The sequence below is a fragment of the Campylobacter volucris genome (assembly GCF_008245045.1).
Taxonomy (GTDB): Bacteria; Campylobacterota; Campylobacteria; order Campylobacterales; family Campylobacteraceae; genus Campylobacter_D; species Campylobacter_D volucris.
The window spans coordinates 699014-715694 of record NZ_CP043428.1; the positions used below are offsets into that span (position 1 = coordinate 699014).

Consider the following 16681-nt stretch of genomic DNA (forward strand, 5'->3'; position numbering starts at 1 on the left):
AAATTGTAAGGATATTTAGGTATGACTTATTTAGAGATTGATGGGGTAGAAAAATTAAGTGGTGAAGTCATTATAAGTGGTGCTAAAAATGCTGCATTGCCTTTGATAGCTTCGAGTATTTTAGCTAAAAATGAAGTTCAAATTTCAAATTTACCAAATGTAGCAGATATTTGCACCCTACTTTCTTTACTTGAAAATTTAGGCGCAAATTATACTTTTAATAATAATCAAGCATTAATCAATACTACAAATTTAAATAAAACCATAGCAAAATATGACATAGTCCGGAAAATGCGCGCTTCTATACTTACTTTAGGTCCTTTGCTAGCTAGGTTTGGAAATTGTGAAGTATCCTTACCTGGAGGATGTGCTATAGGACAAAGACCTATTGATTTACACCTTTTGGCCTTGGAAAAAATGGGAGCTAATATAGAAATCAAACAAGGCTATGTAGTGGCTAATGGACAGCTTAAAGGTGCTGATGTGGTTTTTGATAAAATCACCGTTACAGGTAGTGAAAATATCATTATGGCAGCAGCCCTAGCTCATGGTAAAACAAGACTTTTAAATGTCGCAAAAGAGCCTGAGGTAGTTCAGCTTTGTGAAGTTTTAGCTAAGGCTGGGCTTGATATACAAGGCATAGGAAATTCAGAACTTGAAATTTATGGAACTAGCGGAGAGCTTTTAGAATTTAAACCTTTTGAGATCATTCCTGATCGTATTGAAGCTGGGACTTATTTGTGTGCAGGGGCTATTACAAATTCAAAGATTACATTAAAAAAAGTCGATACTACTCATCTTAGTGCGGTTTTGGCAAAATTAGAACAAATGGGATTTAGCTTTGATATTGCTAAAGATAGCATTAGTATAAATCCAGCTAAGCAAATTAAGCCTGTTGAAATTTTAACTAGTGAGTATCCAGGTTTTCCAACTGATATGCAAGCACAATTTATGGCACTAGCGCTTAAAGCAGATGGAACAAGCATTATAGATGAGAGATTGTTTGAAAATCGTTTTATGCATGTAAGCGAGCTTTTGAGAATGGGTGCTGATATAAGATTAAATGGGCATATTGCTACTATAAATGGCACGAAAGAGCTTTTTGGAGCTGATGTTATGGCTACTGATTTGCGTGCGTCTTCGGCTTTGATTTTAGCAGCTTTAGCGGCTAAAGGCACAAGTAAAATTCATAGAATTTATCATCTTGATAGGGGTTATGAAAAATTGGAAGAAAAATTTAAAAAATTAGGAGCTAGTATAAGAAGGCTTGAAGAATGAAAGATATTTTTGCCACTTTGGAATTTTTAAAAGAATACATTCAACCAAAAGCTAAATTTGAAAAAGTAAATTTAACTAAGGCTTTAGGAAGAATTTTATATGAAGATATTTTTGTTTTAAAAAATTTACCTTCTTTTGATAATTCAGCTTTAGATGGTTATGCATTAAATTATGCTGATAAAAATTCTTTGCTTACTATAAAAGGAAACATCCTAGCAGGTGATAAACATTCTTATGTATTAAATAAAAATGAATGTTATAAAATTATGACAGGAGCAAAAATTCCACAAAATGCAAATACCATTTTAATGTTTGAAGAAGCTTTGTTTGAAAATGAAAAATTAAATGCTATAAATGCCAAAGAAAACAATGCCATTCGTTTAAAAGGCGAAGAAGCTAAAGTCGGTGAGCTTTTGTTTAAAAAGGGGCAAAAAATCACTCCAGCTATGATAGCTATGTTTGCTGCACAAGGAATTTATGAAATAAATGTTGTAAAAAAAGCTCGTATTGGAATTTTTTCAGGTGGAGATGAGCTAGTAGAACCTTGGGATAATGCAGATGAAAATAGCATATACAATGCTAATGCTTTTGGAATTTATGCTATTTTGCAAGATTATGCAGATGTGGAGTATTTAGGGCTTGTAAAAGATGATTTAAGTGCGTATAAAAAGCTTTTAGATAATAAAGAATTTGATATGCTCATTAGTAGTGGCGGAGCTAGTATGGGTGAGGCTGATTTTATAAAACAAGCTTTGTTTGAGTGTGGGTTTGAGCCTATTTTTGAAAAAGTTAATGCCAAACTTTGCAAACATGTAAAACTTTTTAATAAAAATGGCGTGCTTTTTTTAGCTTTACCAGGAAATCCTTTAGCTTCTTTAATCTCAACACATATTTTTGCTAGAAATATTTTAAATTTATTCTATGGACTAAATTTATTACCATTTTTAAAAGTAAAATTGGCAAAAGATTTGAAATTTAAAGGCAAAAGAAATGATTTTGCATTTGGAAAATTATCACAAGGAAATTTTACACCAAATCAAAACAAATTTGGCTCAGGTATGATAAAACCATTATGTGAAAATTCATATATATTTATAAGCAAAGAAGATGAATTAGAATATAAAAAAGATCAAGAAGTTAAAATTTTACAAATTGGGGATTAATTCTTCTTTGTATTTTTCATTTTATCTTCTGCAAGTTTTATTTTGCTTTAAAAGATAATCAAAAGGTAAATCATACAAAGAAGATTTTTTATTTTGTCCTTTGTTGCTATTGGAAAATAATTCTTTAAAATTGTTAGAAAAATTTACATTCTTGCATTATCTAAAGTTTTAAAAAGATTATTTATAACATTTTCTTGATTTTTTTCATATTTACTTTGACGGAATTTTTCCCAAGCATATACGCTAAAATCTTTAGAAACATCTTTGATGTTTAAATCAGTATTGTTGAAATTTTCATTTTTTTCTTTTTTGTATTCTTTTTCTTCTTTGTTTTTTAAAGCGTTTAAAGTAGCTTGAAATTCATCTGAAGAGGTATTTTTTTCTTTAATTTTTCTCATATTGTTTAAAGCTAAAGTGTTTTGTTTGTCATTTACTAACATGAAATCTCCTTTTTTTGATTTAAAATTTTATAAGCAAAAAATATTCCTTAATTTTTATACACTTGACTTTAATACAAACTTTTGTTAAAATCACGCCCTACTTTAAAATAAGCGGGAATAGCTCAGGGGTAGAGCACAACCTTGCCAAGGTTGGGGTCGCGAGTTCGAATCTCGTTTCCCGCTCCATTTCTTTTATACAATTAATTTAAATTTTAATATCTATAATTTTGGTATAGTGTTTTTATTAAATCTTTCTATATTATCATCACTAAATTTCATACCAAAAAGAATTTCTAATTCTTCGCTTGTGCTGAATTCATTTTTTAAAAGCTTTTTTATAAGTTCGTTTTTTGCATTATCATCTTTATAAGTTTCTTTGTTTTTACTTTCACCTTGTATAGCTTTGAAAGATTTTTCTTTGTCTTTTTCTAAAGTTTCTTGATGTTCAAAGTATTTTTCTTTATGTTAAATTTATTTTTATATTAAAAATAGAATTGATTTTATAAATAATTTGTTATTCATACACCAATGCTCGTAAAAATTGAAAACGATCCACGCTTTCCCCATTTTGTAGTAATTATTAATTATAAAGGGGGTTATTTACAAGTATTTGATCCAAGTTATGGAGAATATATAAGCTCTAAAAGTCAGTTTTTTAGTGTGTGGGATAGATATAATAAAGGTGGATATGCTTTAATTGTAGCACCAAAAAAAGAATTAAAGAAATTTAAATTAAATATACCAAAACATTTATTTTTTGAAATAAATCATTTTGGTATAAATTAAAAGATTACGCCCTAGTTTGATTTAAAATATTATTTAATTTATCCATTACAGAATTTACATAAGAATTTATACTTTCATTGCTAGGAGACCAGCCACTAGCTTTAGCTTGATTAAACTGATTATCAAACCAAGCTCCGCCATAACCTATGCTTGAATTTTGCCAAGCAATATTATTTTCTTTGGCATAAATTTTAGAATCAAGCCAGCCATCTTGAGCGTGTGCTTTTAAAATTTGTGCAAAATCGACTTTACCTGTCATAATATCATTTAAAGAGGCTAAAGAACCATCAAAACTTTCTTTTGCCATAGCGTCTTTAAATGCTTGAATTTGAGGATTGACTTTGGTGCTTCCACCTTCTAAAACCTCTCCACCACTAGACTTTAAAAAACTCATAAATAAAGCTTCTTTAGTATAACTCCCATCTTCATTTTTTGGATAAACAGACATATCAGGATTAAAAGTATCTTTTGCTATATCGCTATCTAAATTTTGAGTTTCCATACTTTCAGGTGAAAAATCTAATTTTTTCAATCCTGTATTGATAGAATTTTGCATTCCTATGTTATCTATAGCATTGTATTGCTCTTGTGTATCATAAAAATTTGTTATAGTTTGTTTGTCTAGATTTTCTAAAGAAGCAAAATTGTTATTTGTATTATAAACGCTATAACCTTTTGGTAAAGAATTTAAATCTTCTATGCTAAAACTAGTCTTATTAGAATTTTCAAAACTATGATTTATGATTTGATCAAATTTAGAATAATATTGTCTTATGGTATCAGCTATATCTATATTTGTGTAATAACTACCAGTTACACCCAATGAATTTTTACTTGATGTACTAAAATAATTTTCCTCATTATATCTATATATTTCATCTAAAGTAGATTTATGTATCTTAAAATCTTCAGGTAATCCTGCAGCTTTATTAAAATCACTTCCCATATACCCTTTAGCATCTACACTATAACCATAAGCCATAGAAACAGGGTTATTAGTTTGTTTATATTTTAAAGTATAAATAGAATTTTTAAAATCACTTGATATATGATAATTAGGGGAGTCATTTTTTATATTATTTTTATTTGACATTGCTTCAACAGATGCTAAAGTGTTGGAATTATTACTTTGAATTTCAACTAATTTACTAGCATTTTGCTTCATAAATGCATTGGCAAAACTTACTTTTGAATTTTCTTTATTTTCCTTATTAGCTTTTGTTTGTGAAAAAATAGAACCATAAGATGAACTATCATTTATACTAAATATACTCATTAGGCATTCCTTAAAGTTTAGATTTTTCTGCCTTCAATTCTTCAATCTTATGTTTTTATAAGCAAATTTTATTCCAAATTTTAATAATGTTTATCATAAATTAATTTTTAAATTTTAGTATTTTCAACTAAAATCAAACTTTTTTTAAGTATGATATGTGCCAAATTTTTAGCTTAGAGGTTTGAGTTGTTTATAAAAAATATTGTTTTACTTTTATTTTTTTGCACTTTAAATTTTGCTTCAAATTTTGATGAAGTTAAACTAGCTTTGATTAAAGAATTTAAAACAAATTATCCACAAATTGAAATCATCTCTTTAGAGCTTAATACTCAATCAAGTTTGCCAGAAGATTTTAATCAATATGTTTTTTTAAAACTAGGAAATCATAATTTTGAAAAAGCAGATGGTTTTATCAAAGCTGAATTTAAAACTCCTGAGCAATTTAAAAAAAACATATTTTTTAAATATTTTTTAAAAGCTAAATTAGAAGTTTTACAAAGCACTCGCCTTATTTCGCGTAATGAAAATTTAAGCCCTGCTAGTTTTAAGATAGTAAAAATTCCTTTTGACAAAGTCCCATCAGGTATTTTAAAAAAAGATGAAATAGCAAATTTAATCGCTAAAAGTAATATCAGAGAAAATATGATTTTAAAATACAATATGTTTAAGACAAAAACTTTAATCCAAAGAAATGACTCAGTTTATGGGGTGATGAAAGATGGGGATTTAAGTATGATTATAGAATTAAAAGCTATGCAAAGTGGGAATTTAAATCAAAGAATTCGTCTTAAAAATAAAGAAGGTAAAGTCGTCCATGGTAAAGTGATTAGTAAAAATTATGTGGAGATTAAATGAGAAAAATTCTCGTAAATATAAGTGGAGCTAGTGCTTGTGAGTTGGGATTTTTGCTTCTAAAATATCTTAAAAATAAGGGTGAAATTTTTGCTATCGTTTCTAAAAATGCTCAAATTAGTTTTAAAAAAGAAAACTTGAATTTTATTAGTGATGATTTTATAAAAGATATTAGCGATGAATTTGATTTAGAGCATGTGAAATTTTTAGATAATGAAAATATAAGTGAGTGTGTTGCTAGTGGGTCTTTTGGTATAGATACGACTTTTATTACTCCTTGTTCGGTTAATACTTTGGCTAAGATTGCTTGCGGGATTAGCGATAATCTTATCACAAGAAGTGCAGCAGTGGCTTTAAAAGAAAGAAAAAAATTAATACTAGGTGTTAGAGAAATGCCCTATTCTAGTATATCTTTAGAACAAATGATGAAACTATCTTATCAAGGTGTCATCATAGCTGCACCCATCATAGCAAGCTATGCTAAGAGTGAAAATTTAGACGATATGAAAAAATTCATTATAGGTAAATGGCTTGATCTTGCCAATATAGAGCATAATTTATATAAAAGATGGGAAGGATAATTAATGGCTTGTTTGTATCCTGGGACTTTTGATCCTATTACTAATGGGCATCTTGATGTGATTTTAAGAGCTAGTAAAATTTTTGATGAAGTTGTTGTGGCTATAGCAAGAAATGATAGTAAAAATCCTATGTTTGATTTAGATCATAGAAAGAAAATGGTTCAACTTGCAACAAGCCATATAAAAAATGTAAAAATAGCAACTTTTGATAATTTGCTTGTAGATTTTGCAAAAGATTTAAATATTAATATCATCATAAGAGGTTTAAGAGCGGTGAGTGATTTTGAGTATGAGTTGCAAATTGGGTATGCAAATCATATGCTTTGGGAAGATTTTGAAACTATATATCTTATGCCAAATTTGAAAAATTCATTTATATCAAGTTCTATTGTAAGATCAATTTGTGCTCATAATGGCGATGTAAGCAAACTAGTGCCACAAGAAATCATACCTTTATTAAAGGAGAAAAATTGTATATAGCATTTGAAGGGGTTGATTGTGTAGGTAAAAGCACTCAAATAGAGCTTTTAAAAAAATGTTTTAAAGACGCAGTTTTTACTAAAGAACCTGGCGCAACAGAGCTTGGGAAAAAAATAAGAGCAATTTTACTTGAGAGTAAGATCGAATTTTCTAAAAAGGCTGAGTTGTTGCTTTTTTTAGCAGATAGAGCTAATCATGCAGATTTACTTTTAGCACAAAATAAAAACAAATTAATCATCTCAGATAGAAGTTTCATTTCAGGTATGGCTTATGCAAAAAACGAATTTGATAAACAAATGCTTTTTGAGCTAAATTTTTTTGCCACAGGAGGTATTTTTCCTACTAAAGTGGTATTTTTACATGCAAGTAAAGAGCTTATAGAGCAAAGATTATCTTATAAAAATTTAGATAGTATAGAAAAAAGGGGCATAGAGTATTTTATACAAATTCAAGATGAGTTAGAAAAAACTTTAGAATTTTTAAAAACTAAGATTGATTTTAAAGTATTAAAGCTTGATGCTAGTTTGAGTATAGAAAATTTACACGAGAAAATTAAGGAATTTATCAATGATTAACGCATTAAAAGGTATGAAAGATTTACAAGATGAACAGGCTTTGTTATATGAAAAAGTTATTAAAACTTGTGAAGAAGTAGCAAAAAATTATGGATTTAGTTTTATTAATTTTCCACATTTAGAATTAAGTAAGCTTTTTAAACGCAGCGTCGGTGAAAGCTCTGATATAGTAGGTAAAGAAATGTATGAATTTATCGACAAAGCAGGTAATGAAGTATGTTTAAGACCTGAGGGAACTGCTGGGGTTGTAAGATCTTACATAGAAGCTAAAATGGATAAAAATCAAAGCATAAAAAGATGGTTTTATCATGGTTCTATGTTTCGCTATGAAAGACCACAAAAAGGAAGATTACGCGAATTTCATCAATTTGGCGTGGAAAGTTTTGGTATAGCAAGTGTATATGAGGATGCAAGTATTATTTTAATGCTAAATGAAATTTTTAAAAGATTAAATATCCGCACTCAATTAAAAATCAATTCTTTAGGATGTAAAACTTGTATGAATGAATATAAACAAAAATTGATTTCTTTTTTAAATTCTAAAGAAAATTTTTGTGAAGATTGCATAAGAAGAAAAGAGTTAAATCCTATTAGAGTGCTTGATTGTAAAAATGAGCATTGTCAAAATTTACTTACTAATGTGCCAAAATTGAGCGAAAATTTATGCGAGTGTTGCAAGAAAGATTATGAAAAATTACAAAAACTTTTAAAAGATAATGAAATGGCTTATGAGTGTGATGAAAAATTAGTGCGAGGGCTTGATTATTACTCTAAAACTGCTTTTGAATTTATCAGTGATGAAATAGGTGCAAAAGCTGCTGTCGCAGGTGGTGGTCGTTATGATAGATTGATAGAATATTTAGATGGTAAAAGTGGTTATGGCATAGGCTTTGCTATGGGTATTGAAAGGATTATGGCTATTTTAGAACAAAATCAAACCAAGCAAGCAAGAGATGGAATTTATTTATGTGCTTTAGATGAAAAATACATAGATGAAATTTTTAAATTAGGAACTATTTTAAGAAAAAATCATAAAGTTTTAATAAGCTATGAGATTAAAAAACTTGCAAAACATCTTAACCAAGCTGATATTTCCAATGCAAAGATATTTTTGTGTGTGGGTGAAGAAGAAGCTTTAAAAGAAGAAATTTTTTATAAAAATTTAGAAAGTAAAGAAAATAAAAATATAAAATTAGCAAATTTGGAGAATGAGATATGATTGATTATGGTATTAATATTTGGGGAGCAAATAATTTTATCATCGAAAATGGCAAAGTTTGTGTAAATCATGGTAAAAAACCAGCCATTATAGATATAGTAAATACTTTGCGTGATGATGGCTATAAGGGGCCTTTGTTGCTTCGTTTTCCTCATTTAATCCATAAACAAATTGAGCAAATTTATGAAAAATTTGCTAAAGCTAAAAAAGAATTCAATTATAAAGGTTCTTTTAATGCTGTATATCCACTAAAGGTTAATCAATACCCAGGGTTTGTAAAAAATTTAGTCAAACTTGGTAAAACTTATAACTATGGCTTAGAAGCAGGAAGTAAGGCTGAGCTTTTATTAGCTATGGCTTATAATAACGAAGGGGCACCTATAACGGTAAATGGTTTTAAAGATAAAGAGCTTATTAATATGGGTTTTATAGCTTGTGAAATGGGGCATAATATTACTTTAACTATGGAAGGACTTAATGAGCTTGAAGCTATGATAGAAATAGCTAAAAATCGTTTCAAACCAAAGCCAAATATAGGCTTAAGAGTTCGTTTGCATTCAGCAGGAGTTGGAATTTGGGCAAAAAGTGGTGGTATAAATTCAAAATTTGGTCTTACTTCTACTGAATTAATAGAAGCTGTGAATTTGTTAAAAGCTAATAAACTTTTAGATCAATTTACCATGATACATTTTCATCTTGGCTCGCAAATTACTGAAATTCATCCTTTAAAAAAAGCTTTAAATGAAGCAGGAAATATCTATACTGAACTTAGAAAAATGGGGGCAAAAAATTTAAAAGCTATTAATCTTGGCGGAGGCTTGGCTGTGGAGTATTCTCAGTTTAAAGATGAAACAAGTAGAAATTACACTTTAAGTGAGTATGCAAATGATGTGGTATTTATACTAAAAAGCATTGCTGAGCAAAAAAAAGATCTTGAGCCTGATATTTTTATAGAAAGTGGGCGTTTTGTAGCGGCTAATCATGCTGTGTTAGTAGCCCCAGTTTTAGAACTTTTTTCACAAGAATACACTGAAAGTAAGCTTTTGTTAAAAGAAAATAATCCTAAATTAATCGACGAGCTTTATGATTTATATAAAAGCATTAAAGCTTCTAATGCATTAGAGTATTTACATGATAGTATTGATCATATGGAAAGTATTTTGACTTTGTTTGATTTGGGATATGTTGATTTACAAGATAGATCAAATAGTGAAATTTTGGTGCATTTAATTATGCGAAAGGCTATTTCTTTGGTGGGTGATCAAGCTGATTTATCAAGCTTGCAAAATGAAGTACAAGAAAAATACTTAGTGAATTTTTCTTTGTTTCAATCTTTACCTGATTTTTGGGGTTTAGAGCAAAATTTTCCTATCATGCCTTTAGATAGACTCAATAAAAAACCAACTAGAAGTGCAAGCATATGGGATATAACTTGTGATAGTGATGGAGAAATTTCATACTCTAAAAATAATCCTTTATTTTTACATGATATTGATGTGGAAGCTGAAAATTATTTTCTAGGATTTTTCTTAGTTGGAGCTTATCAAGAAGTATTGGGTATGAAACATAATCTTTTTACTCACCCAACTGAAGCAAGCATTAGCATCAATGAAAAGGGTTTTGAGATAGAAAGTGTGCTAGAAGCTCAGTCTATTTTGGATACTTTAGAAGATCTTGACTATGATATACACGCTATTATGGATAGTATCAATGAAAAAATTCACACTTCAAAGCTTGTCAATGAAAATCAAAAAAAGCATATTTTAGGTGAAATTTATTTATTTTTAAATGATAATGGATATTTAAAAAGTATAGGCCCTAAATGAGTATTTTTTCTTTAATCAAAGAAGATTTTTCTATGCCAAAACAAAAAGATCCTGCGTATAGATCTTGGGTGGAATTAATTTTTAATTATCCTGGTGTTTGGGCTGTGGTAAATTATCGTTTTGCGCATTTTTTTTATATAAAAAACTACAAACGCATAGCAAGAGTAATTAGTGGAATTTCGCAGTTTTTAACAGGGGTTGATTTACACCCTGGAGCTAAGCTAGGTAGGAGAATTTTTATAGATCATGCTATAGGTGTAGTAGTAGGTGAAACAGCTATAATTGGTAATGATGTGATTATTTATCAAGGGGTGACCTTAGGTGGTACAAGTTTAGATAAAAATGCTAAAAGACATCCTACTATAGAAGATGGTGTTATTATAGGATCTGGGGCTAAAATTTTAGGCAATATCACCATAGGGAAAAATGCTAAAATAGGAGCGAATGCTGTAGTTTTAAAAGATGTTGGTGAAAATTTAACTGCAGTTGGAATTCCTGCTTATATTAAAGAATTTCAAATAAATCAAAAAGAAAGAATTCAAAAATTAGAAGAAAGAATTAAATTTTTAGAAGAAAAAATTCAAAAAGAGGTAAAATGATAGCAATTACTGGTGGAGGCACAGGGGGGCACTTAGCTATAGCAAGATGTTTAATGCAAAGTGCAAAAGAACAAGGCATAGAATGTATTTACATAGGAAGTGAGAATGGCCAAGATAAGCTTTGGTTTGAGCAAGAATTAGCTTTTAAGCAAAGGTATTTTCTAAGTAGCTCAGGCGTGGTTAATAAAAAGGGTTTGTCTAAGATTAGCTCATTTGTGCATATTATAAAATTAGCATTAAATGTAAAAAAAATTCTTAAAGAGCATGAAATAAAAGCTGTTTTTAGTGTGGGCGGTTATAGTAGTGCTCCAGCTTCTTTTGCTGCTTTAATATCAAATATCCCACTTTTCATCCATGAGCAAAATTCAAAAATGGGGAGTTTGAATTCTTTATTGAAACCTTTTTCTAAAGCTTTTTTTACTGCTTTTAAAGATCAAATTAAAAGTTCTAATACTTTTTTTTGTCCTTATCCTGTCAATGAGCTTTTTATCCAAAAAGCTAGAACTAGAAAGGAATTAAAAACTATAATTTTTCTTGGTGGTTCTCAGGGTGCTAAATTTATCAATGATTTGGCATTAAAATATGCTTTGTATTTTCAAAAAGAACATATCAACATCATCCATCAATGCGGCAAGAATGATTATTTAAGATGTAAAAAAGCTTATGAAGATATGAAAATTAAAGTAGATTTGTTTGATTTTGATAAAAATTTGATTGAAAAAATCACAAAGGCTGATTTAGCTGTGTCAAGATCAGGAGCTAGTTCTTTGTTTGAACTTAGTGCTAACAAGCTTCCTTGTGTGTTTATACCCTACCCTTATGCAGCTAAAAATCATCAATACCATAATGCGATATATCTAAAAGAGCAAAATTTATGTGAAATTTTTAGCCAAGATTGTGATGAAGATTTTATAGATATTATTAAAAAGCTTTCGTTAGAGCAAATTTCTTTAAATCTTGGTAAATTAGAGCAAGAAAATGGAGCTGATTTTATGCTTTATAAGGCTAAAGAATTAGGAATTATTTAAATAAAATACTTCCTAATCTAACCATATTTGAACCACATTTTATAGCTAATTCAAAATCACCACTCATACCCATAGAGCAAATTGTCGCTTTATATTTTTGTAATTTTTCATATATAGCATAAGTTTTTTCAAAACTTTCTTGAAGCTTATATTCTTGCATAGCACCTATGCACATTACCCCTATTAAATTTAAATTAGGACATTCTTCTTTTATTTGTAGGTATTCTTCTATAGCTTTGGTGCTATCTATACCATTTTTAGAATTTTCATCTGCTGTATTTATTTCAAGCAAGGTATCAAGTTTATAATCAAGTCTTTTATCTACTGCTTTAGCGATTTTAATGCCATTGCAAGATTGCCAAAGTATAGGTTTTTGTTTGATTAAAAGATTGATTTTATTACTTTGAAGATTGCCTATAAAATGCCATTTGATTTGTTTTAAATCTTGGAGTTTTTCTTTTTTTAAAGCTAAAGCTTGAACTTGATTTTCACCAAATTCTACGACATTTTTATAAAACAAATTTCTTATTTGCACATCATCTACATATTTACTAGCCGCTACTAATCTAACATTTTGCTTGATAGTTTTTTCAAAAATTTCTTCTAAATTCATTTATATCCTATATGAGTTCATAAAGTTTTTTTCTCTCGCTAGAGCTACCTATGCCAAGTTGCATACGATATTTTGTGATAGTTCTTCTTCCAAGCTGAACACTTGGAAATTCTTTTTGGGTTAATTCTAAAATTTTTAAATCACTTAAAGGTTTTTTTGGATTTTCTTTTTTAATGAGATTACTTAGAAAATCTTTGATCGTAGCATTAGAAGTTTCTCCATCATCTACTGCTGTGGTAAAAAATGATTTTAAAGGTATTAAGCCTCTATCGCAACTTAAATATTTATTAGAAATAGCTCTTGATATAGTTGAAGCATTTCTTTCTAAGTCTTGAGCTAAGTCTTTAAGCTGCATAGGTTTGATATCTCCACCCATAAAAAAATCATATTGATATTCTATGATCATAAGTCCAAGCTTATAAAGTGTAGCTTTTCTCATAGCTAAAGCATCGATTAAATTTTTTGCATCTTTTAAGTAAGAGCTTAAAAATTCATGATCTAACCCATCAGTTTCAAAAGCAATTTCAGGGTAATAATCATCATTGATTTTTATTTTAATTTCACCATTTTCTTGATAGATATAAATATCAGGGATGATAGCCATACTTTCTTCAAAATACTCTAAAAATGGCGGTAAGGAAATCTTTTTGATGATGCCAATGGCTTGTTTGTAAAGTGGATCTTTAATGAAATCTTTTGCATTTTCTAAATTTAAAATAAGCATCTTGCAAAATTCATACAAATTAGCATCTAAATCAAAATGTTCAAGAGCAAAAATATAAGCTTCTTGATTGTCTTTTGCACCTACTCCTATTGGGTCAAGGTATTTAAATCTTTGTCTTATATTTTCTACTTTTATAGGATCAAATTCAGCTAAAATTTCTTCATCATATTCAAAATATCCTTCATGATTGAGACATTCTATGATTTTTTCAGCTATGAGCTGGGAATTTTTTGTTGGAAATAAAGGTGGTATTATTTGTTCGCTTAAAAGCTCATAGACATTTTTGTTTTCTAAGCTTTTAGAATCAATCATCGCTGCAGTTGTATTTTTACTAAAATATTCTTGGTAATATTTGTTTTGATTATTAGTGATACTTGAATTTTCTTTGATTTCTATAAAAGGATTTTCTTTTGCAAATTCATCTAAACTTTCTTTTAAATCCTCAATATTAGCTTGTAAAATGGGAAGCCAAGATCTTAAAGTTTGTGAAAGTTTGGTTTTTTGGGTTAAGGATGTTTTTTGTCTAAGCATTATTCAAGTCTAAACTCACTTCCAAGATAATATTTTTTAACATCTTCATTATTAGCTATCTCATTTGCATTACCACTAGCTAGCAATTTACCACTTCTAATAACATAAGCTCTATCGCATATTGCTAAAGTTTCTCGTACATTATGATCGGTGATTAAAACACCAATATTCATAGCTTTTAAGTCATTAATCAAACTTTGAATTTCACTTACAGCTATAGGATCAACACCGGCAAATGGCTCATCTAGGAGTAAAAATTTAGGATTACACATTAAAGATCTTGCTATTTCACAACGCCTTCTTTCACCACCACTTAAGCTTAAGCCTTTTCTATGTCTAATCGATTCTATGCTTAGTAATTCTAGCATTTGTTCTACTTTTTTTTCTAATAAATTTTGATCTTTATAGAGCATTTGTGCAGCTAAAAGTAAATTATCTTCTACACTTAAATCTTTAAAAATACTACTTTCTTGAGGTAAATACCCTATTCCAAGCTTAGCTCTTTTGTTAAGCGGTTCTTTTGTGATGTCTTTAGAGTCTAAAAAAACCTTGCCATTAGTAGGTAGTATAAGTCCGCATATCATATAAAAACTTGTCGTTTTTCCTGCTCCGTTTGGACCGAGTAATCCAACCACTTCCCCGCTTTGTACCTCTAAGGATATGTCGTGTATGATTTTTGTTTTTTTGATAATTTTTTCTAAATTCTTTGCTTCAAGCTTACTCATAAATTATATACTTTCTTTTATCTTCATAAGGAATGATTTTTAAAATTATATTAAAAATTTCGTATTTATCTAAATATTTTTTTAATTTTTCATCACCCCATTCTACTAAATGAATTCCATCTTCAAAAAAATTTTCAATCAAACCATTTTTTAAAAGCCCTTCAAAGCCTTCTTGATAAATATCATAATGATAAAACATACCTTTTTTTAAAGGATAACTTTGCATGATAGAAAAAGTAGGAGAATTTATTTCTTTGGAAATGTTTAAAAATTTACCTAAATATTGAGCTAAGGTTGTTTTGCCACTAGCTAAATCTCCTTGTAGTAAAATAACTCCATTATTAGGAAGATATTTAAAAAGCTCACTTAATTCATTTTTATCTAAAATAAATTCTTTCATTTTATCTTTACAACATATTTTTCTTGCATATTTTTTGGAATGCTTTTAGTATTTGGAATGTCTAATACTTTATAAACATCTGTATGTTCTATAAATTTAATACTAATTTCATCGCCAATTTTTACATCTTTACTAGCTTTTGCGACTTGATTGTTAATGCTTACAACGCCACTTTTACACATATCTTCTGAAATAGCACGACGCTTGGTGATATTGACTATATTTAAAAACTTATCTACTCTCATAAAAATATTTTATCAAAATTAGATAAAAAATTGCAAAATACATAAATTTTACATTATATTAAGCTAAATTCGTTAAATTTAAGTTCATTTTTTACAAATAGGAAACACTGATGAAAAAAGACATTAAAAAAGTTGTATTGGCGTATTCTGGCGGACTTGACACTAGTATTATTTTAAAATGGTTACAAGATGAGTATGATTGTGAAGTTGTAACTTTTACAGCAGATATTGGTCAAGGTGAAGAGCTTGAGCCTGCTAGAAAAAAAGCATTATCTTTAGGTGTTAAAGAAGAAAATATTTTTATCAAAGATTTAAAAGATGAATTTGTAAAAGATTATGTTTTTCCTATGTTTAGAGCAAATGCAATCTACGAAGGAGAATATCTACTTGGAACAAGTATAGCAAGACCTTTGATAACAAAGGCTTTAGTAGAAATTGCAAATTTAACTAAAGCAGATGCTATAAGTCATGGAGCTACAGGTAAGGGAAATGATCAAGTGCGTTTTGAGTTAGGTGCTTTGGCATTAAATCCAAATTTAAAAATTATTGCTCCTTGGAGAGAATGGGATTTAAATAGTCGTGAAAAATTACTTGCTTATGCACAAAAACATGGTATAGATATTAGCAAAAAAAGTGGAAAATCTCCTTATTCTATGGATGCAAATTTATTGCACATTTCTTATGAAGGTTTGATTTTAGAAGATCCTGCGGCTAAACCTGAAGATGATATGTGGCGTTGGGTGAGTGATTTAAAAAATACTCCAAATGAAAGTGAAACGATAGAGCTTGAATTTAACAAAGGAGATTTAAGTGCTATTAATGGTGAAAAATCATCTCCTGCACAGCTTTTAGCTAAGCTAAATGAACTTGGTGCAAAACATGGCATAGGTCGTCTTGATATAGTAGAAAATCGTTATGTGGGTATGAAAAGTAGAGGTTGTTATGAAACACCTGGTGGAAGCATACTCTTAAAAGCTCATCGTGCTATTGAAAGCATCACTCTTGATAGAGAGGCTGCGCATTTAAAAGATGAATTAATGCCAAAATATGCAAGTTTAATTTATAATGGATATTGGTTCTCGCCTGAAAGATTAATGCTTCAAGCATTAATAGATGAGTCTCAAAAATATGTAAATGGTAAAGTAAAATTAGAGCTGTTTAAAGGTAATGTTATGGTTATAGGTAGAGAAAGTGCAAATGATAGCTTATTTAGCGAAGCATATTGCACTTTTGAAGAAGATGAAGTGTATAATCAAAAAGATGCAGCAGGTTTTATAAGATTAAATGCTTTAAGATTTATTATTGCAGGAAAAAATGGTAGAAAATTTTAAGGAAGAAAA

At 29.0% G+C, this 16681-nt stretch carries 18 protein-coding genes, 1 tRNA gene and 2 pseudogenes; 13 read left to right on the plus strand and 8 right to left on the minus strand.

Annotation, left to right across the window (positions count from 1 at the left end; translation table 11 throughout):
* Window positions 1–21 precede the first annotated feature (21 nt).
* Both murA and CVOLT_RS03715 read left to right on the plus strand, forming a co-directional pair.
* A complete protein-coding gene (gene murA / locus CVOLT_RS03710) occupies window positions 22–1278 on the plus strand; it encodes a UDP-N-acetylglucosamine 1-carboxyvinyltransferase (protein ID WP_039665499.1) in 1257 nt (418 codons plus the stop codon).
* Entirely contained in the window at window positions 1275–2441 is a 1167-nt protein-coding gene (locus tag CVOLT_RS03715) for a molybdopterin molybdotransferase MoeA (protein ID WP_039665500.1), read from the plus strand. The genes murA and CVOLT_RS03715 overlap by 4 nt, the downstream gene beginning before the upstream one ends.
* A gap of 143 nt (window positions 2442–2584) precedes the next feature.
* Here the strand turns inward: CVOLT_RS03715 and CVOLT_RS03720 are convergent, their stop codons facing one another.
* A complete protein-coding gene (locus tag CVOLT_RS03720; protein WP_039665501.1) occupies window positions 2585–2881 on the minus strand; it encodes an invasion antigen C in 297 nt (98 codons plus the stop codon).
* 111 nt (window positions 2882–2992) lie between these two features.
* On the opposite strand from CVOLT_RS03720, the gene CVOLT_RS03725 reads away from it, so the two are divergent.
* Window positions 2993–3067, plus strand: a tRNA-Gly gene (locus tag CVOLT_RS03725).
* Window positions 3068–3100: 33 nt separating this feature from the next.
* Here the strand turns inward: CVOLT_RS03725 and CVOLT_RS03730 are convergent.
* Window positions 3101–3319: pseudogene (locus tag CVOLT_RS03730) on the minus strand (hypothetical protein); the annotation flags it as partial.
* Window positions 3320–3394: 75 nt separating this feature from the next.
* On the opposite strand from CVOLT_RS03730, the pseudogene CVOLT_RS03735 reads away from it, so the two are divergent.
* Window positions 3395–3667 (plus strand): annotated as a pseudogene (locus CVOLT_RS03735) (cysteine peptidase family C39 domain-containing protein); the annotation flags it as partial.
* A gap of 4 nt (window positions 3668–3671) precedes the next feature.
* Here the strand turns inward: CVOLT_RS03735 and CVOLT_RS03740 are convergent.
* A complete protein-coding gene (locus CVOLT_RS03740) occupies window positions 3672–4943 on the minus strand; it encodes a Cj0814 family flagellar-dependent secreted protein (protein WP_039665502.1) in 1272 nt (423 codons plus the stop codon).
* A gap of 186 nt (window positions 4944–5129) precedes the next feature.
* On the opposite strand from CVOLT_RS03740, the gene flgA reads away from it, so the two are divergent.
* The 8 genes from flgA to murG are packed head-to-tail and all read left to right on the plus strand — an operon-like array spanning window position 5130 to window position 12103.
* Window positions 5130–5798, plus strand: coding sequence for a flagellar basal body P-ring formation chaperone FlgA (gene flgA, locus CVOLT_RS03745; RefSeq protein WP_052243166.1), 669 nt, complete (start codon window positions 5130–5132; stop codon window positions 5796–5798).
* Complete coding sequence (locus CVOLT_RS03750) at window positions 5795–6376, plus strand: UbiX family flavin prenyltransferase (protein WP_039665503.1); 582 nt, start codon at window positions 5795–5797, stop codon at window positions 6374–6376. Before flgA ends, CVOLT_RS03750 begins: the two co-directional genes overlap by 4 nt.
* Window positions 6377–6379: 3 nt before the next feature.
* A complete protein-coding gene (gene coaD, locus CVOLT_RS03755; RefSeq protein WP_039665504.1) occupies window positions 6380–6856 on the plus strand; it encodes a pantetheine-phosphate adenylyltransferase in 477 nt (158 codons plus the stop codon).
* A complete protein-coding gene (gene tmk, locus CVOLT_RS03760; protein WP_039665505.1) occupies window positions 6847–7431 on the plus strand; it encodes a dTMP kinase in 585 nt (194 codons plus the stop codon). Before coaD ends, tmk begins: the two co-directional genes overlap by 10 nt.
* On the plus strand, window positions 7424–8650 hold the full coding sequence (gene hisS, locus CVOLT_RS03765; RefSeq protein ID WP_039665506.1) for a histidine--tRNA ligase: 1227 nt from the start codon (window positions 7424–7426) through the stop codon (window positions 8648–8650). The genes tmk and hisS overlap by 8 nt, the downstream gene beginning before the upstream one ends.
* On the plus strand, window positions 8647–10476 hold the full coding sequence (speA, locus tag CVOLT_RS03770; protein WP_039665507.1) for a biosynthetic arginine decarboxylase: 1830 nt from the start codon (window positions 8647–8649) through the stop codon (window positions 10474–10476). Before hisS ends, speA begins: the two co-directional genes overlap by 4 nt.
* A complete protein-coding gene (gene cysE, locus CVOLT_RS03775) occupies window positions 10473–11075 on the plus strand; it encodes a serine O-acetyltransferase (RefSeq protein ID WP_039665508.1) in 603 nt (200 codons plus the stop codon). Before speA ends, cysE begins: the two co-directional genes overlap by 4 nt.
* A complete protein-coding gene (gene murG / locus CVOLT_RS03780) occupies window positions 11072–12103 on the plus strand; it encodes an undecaprenyldiphospho-muramoylpentapeptide beta-N-acetylglucosaminyltransferase (RefSeq protein ID WP_039665509.1) in 1032 nt (343 codons plus the stop codon). The genes cysE and murG overlap by 4 nt, the downstream gene beginning before the upstream one ends.
* On the opposite strand, the gene CVOLT_RS03785 is transcribed toward murG, so the two are convergent.
* The 5 genes from CVOLT_RS03785 to CVOLT_RS03805 are packed head-to-tail and all read right to left on the minus strand — an operon-like array spanning window position 12096 to window position 15341.
* Window positions 12096–12716, minus strand: a complete 621-nt coding sequence (locus CVOLT_RS03785; RefSeq protein ID WP_039665510.1) for a YggS family pyridoxal phosphate-dependent enzyme — start codon at window positions 12714–12716, stop codon at window positions 12096–12098. The two genes, murG and CVOLT_RS03785, sit on opposite strands and share 8 nt — an antisense overlap.
* Before the next feature lie 7 nt (window positions 12717–12723).
* On the minus strand, window positions 12724–13971 hold the full coding sequence (locus CVOLT_RS03790; protein ID WP_039665511.1) for an RNA polymerase factor sigma-54: 1248 nt from the start codon (window positions 13969–13971) through the stop codon (window positions 12724–12726).
* Entirely contained in the window at window positions 13971–14696 is a 726-nt protein-coding gene (gene lptB / locus CVOLT_RS03795) for an LPS export ABC transporter ATP-binding protein (RefSeq protein ID WP_039665512.1), read from the minus strand. Before lptB ends, CVOLT_RS03790 begins: the two co-directional genes overlap by 1 nt.
* On the minus strand, window positions 14689–15096 hold the full coding sequence (gene tsaE, locus CVOLT_RS03800; protein ID WP_039665513.1) for a tRNA (adenosine(37)-N6)-threonylcarbamoyltransferase complex ATPase subunit type 1 TsaE: 408 nt from the start codon (window positions 15094–15096) through the stop codon (window positions 14689–14691). The genes lptB and tsaE overlap by 8 nt, the downstream gene beginning before the upstream one ends.
* Entirely contained in the window at window positions 15093–15341 is a 249-nt protein-coding gene (locus CVOLT_RS03805; RefSeq protein WP_039665514.1) for an RNA-binding S4 domain-containing protein, read from the minus strand. The genes tsaE and CVOLT_RS03805 overlap by 4 nt, the downstream gene beginning before the upstream one ends.
* Before the next feature lie 110 nt (window positions 15342–15451).
* On the opposite strand from CVOLT_RS03805, the gene CVOLT_RS03810 reads away from it, so the two are divergent.
* On the plus strand, window positions 15452–16672 hold the full coding sequence (locus CVOLT_RS03810; protein WP_039665515.1) for an argininosuccinate synthase: 1221 nt from the start codon (window positions 15452–15454) through the stop codon (window positions 16670–16672).
* The last annotated feature ends 9 nt before the right edge of the window (window positions 16673–16681 follow it).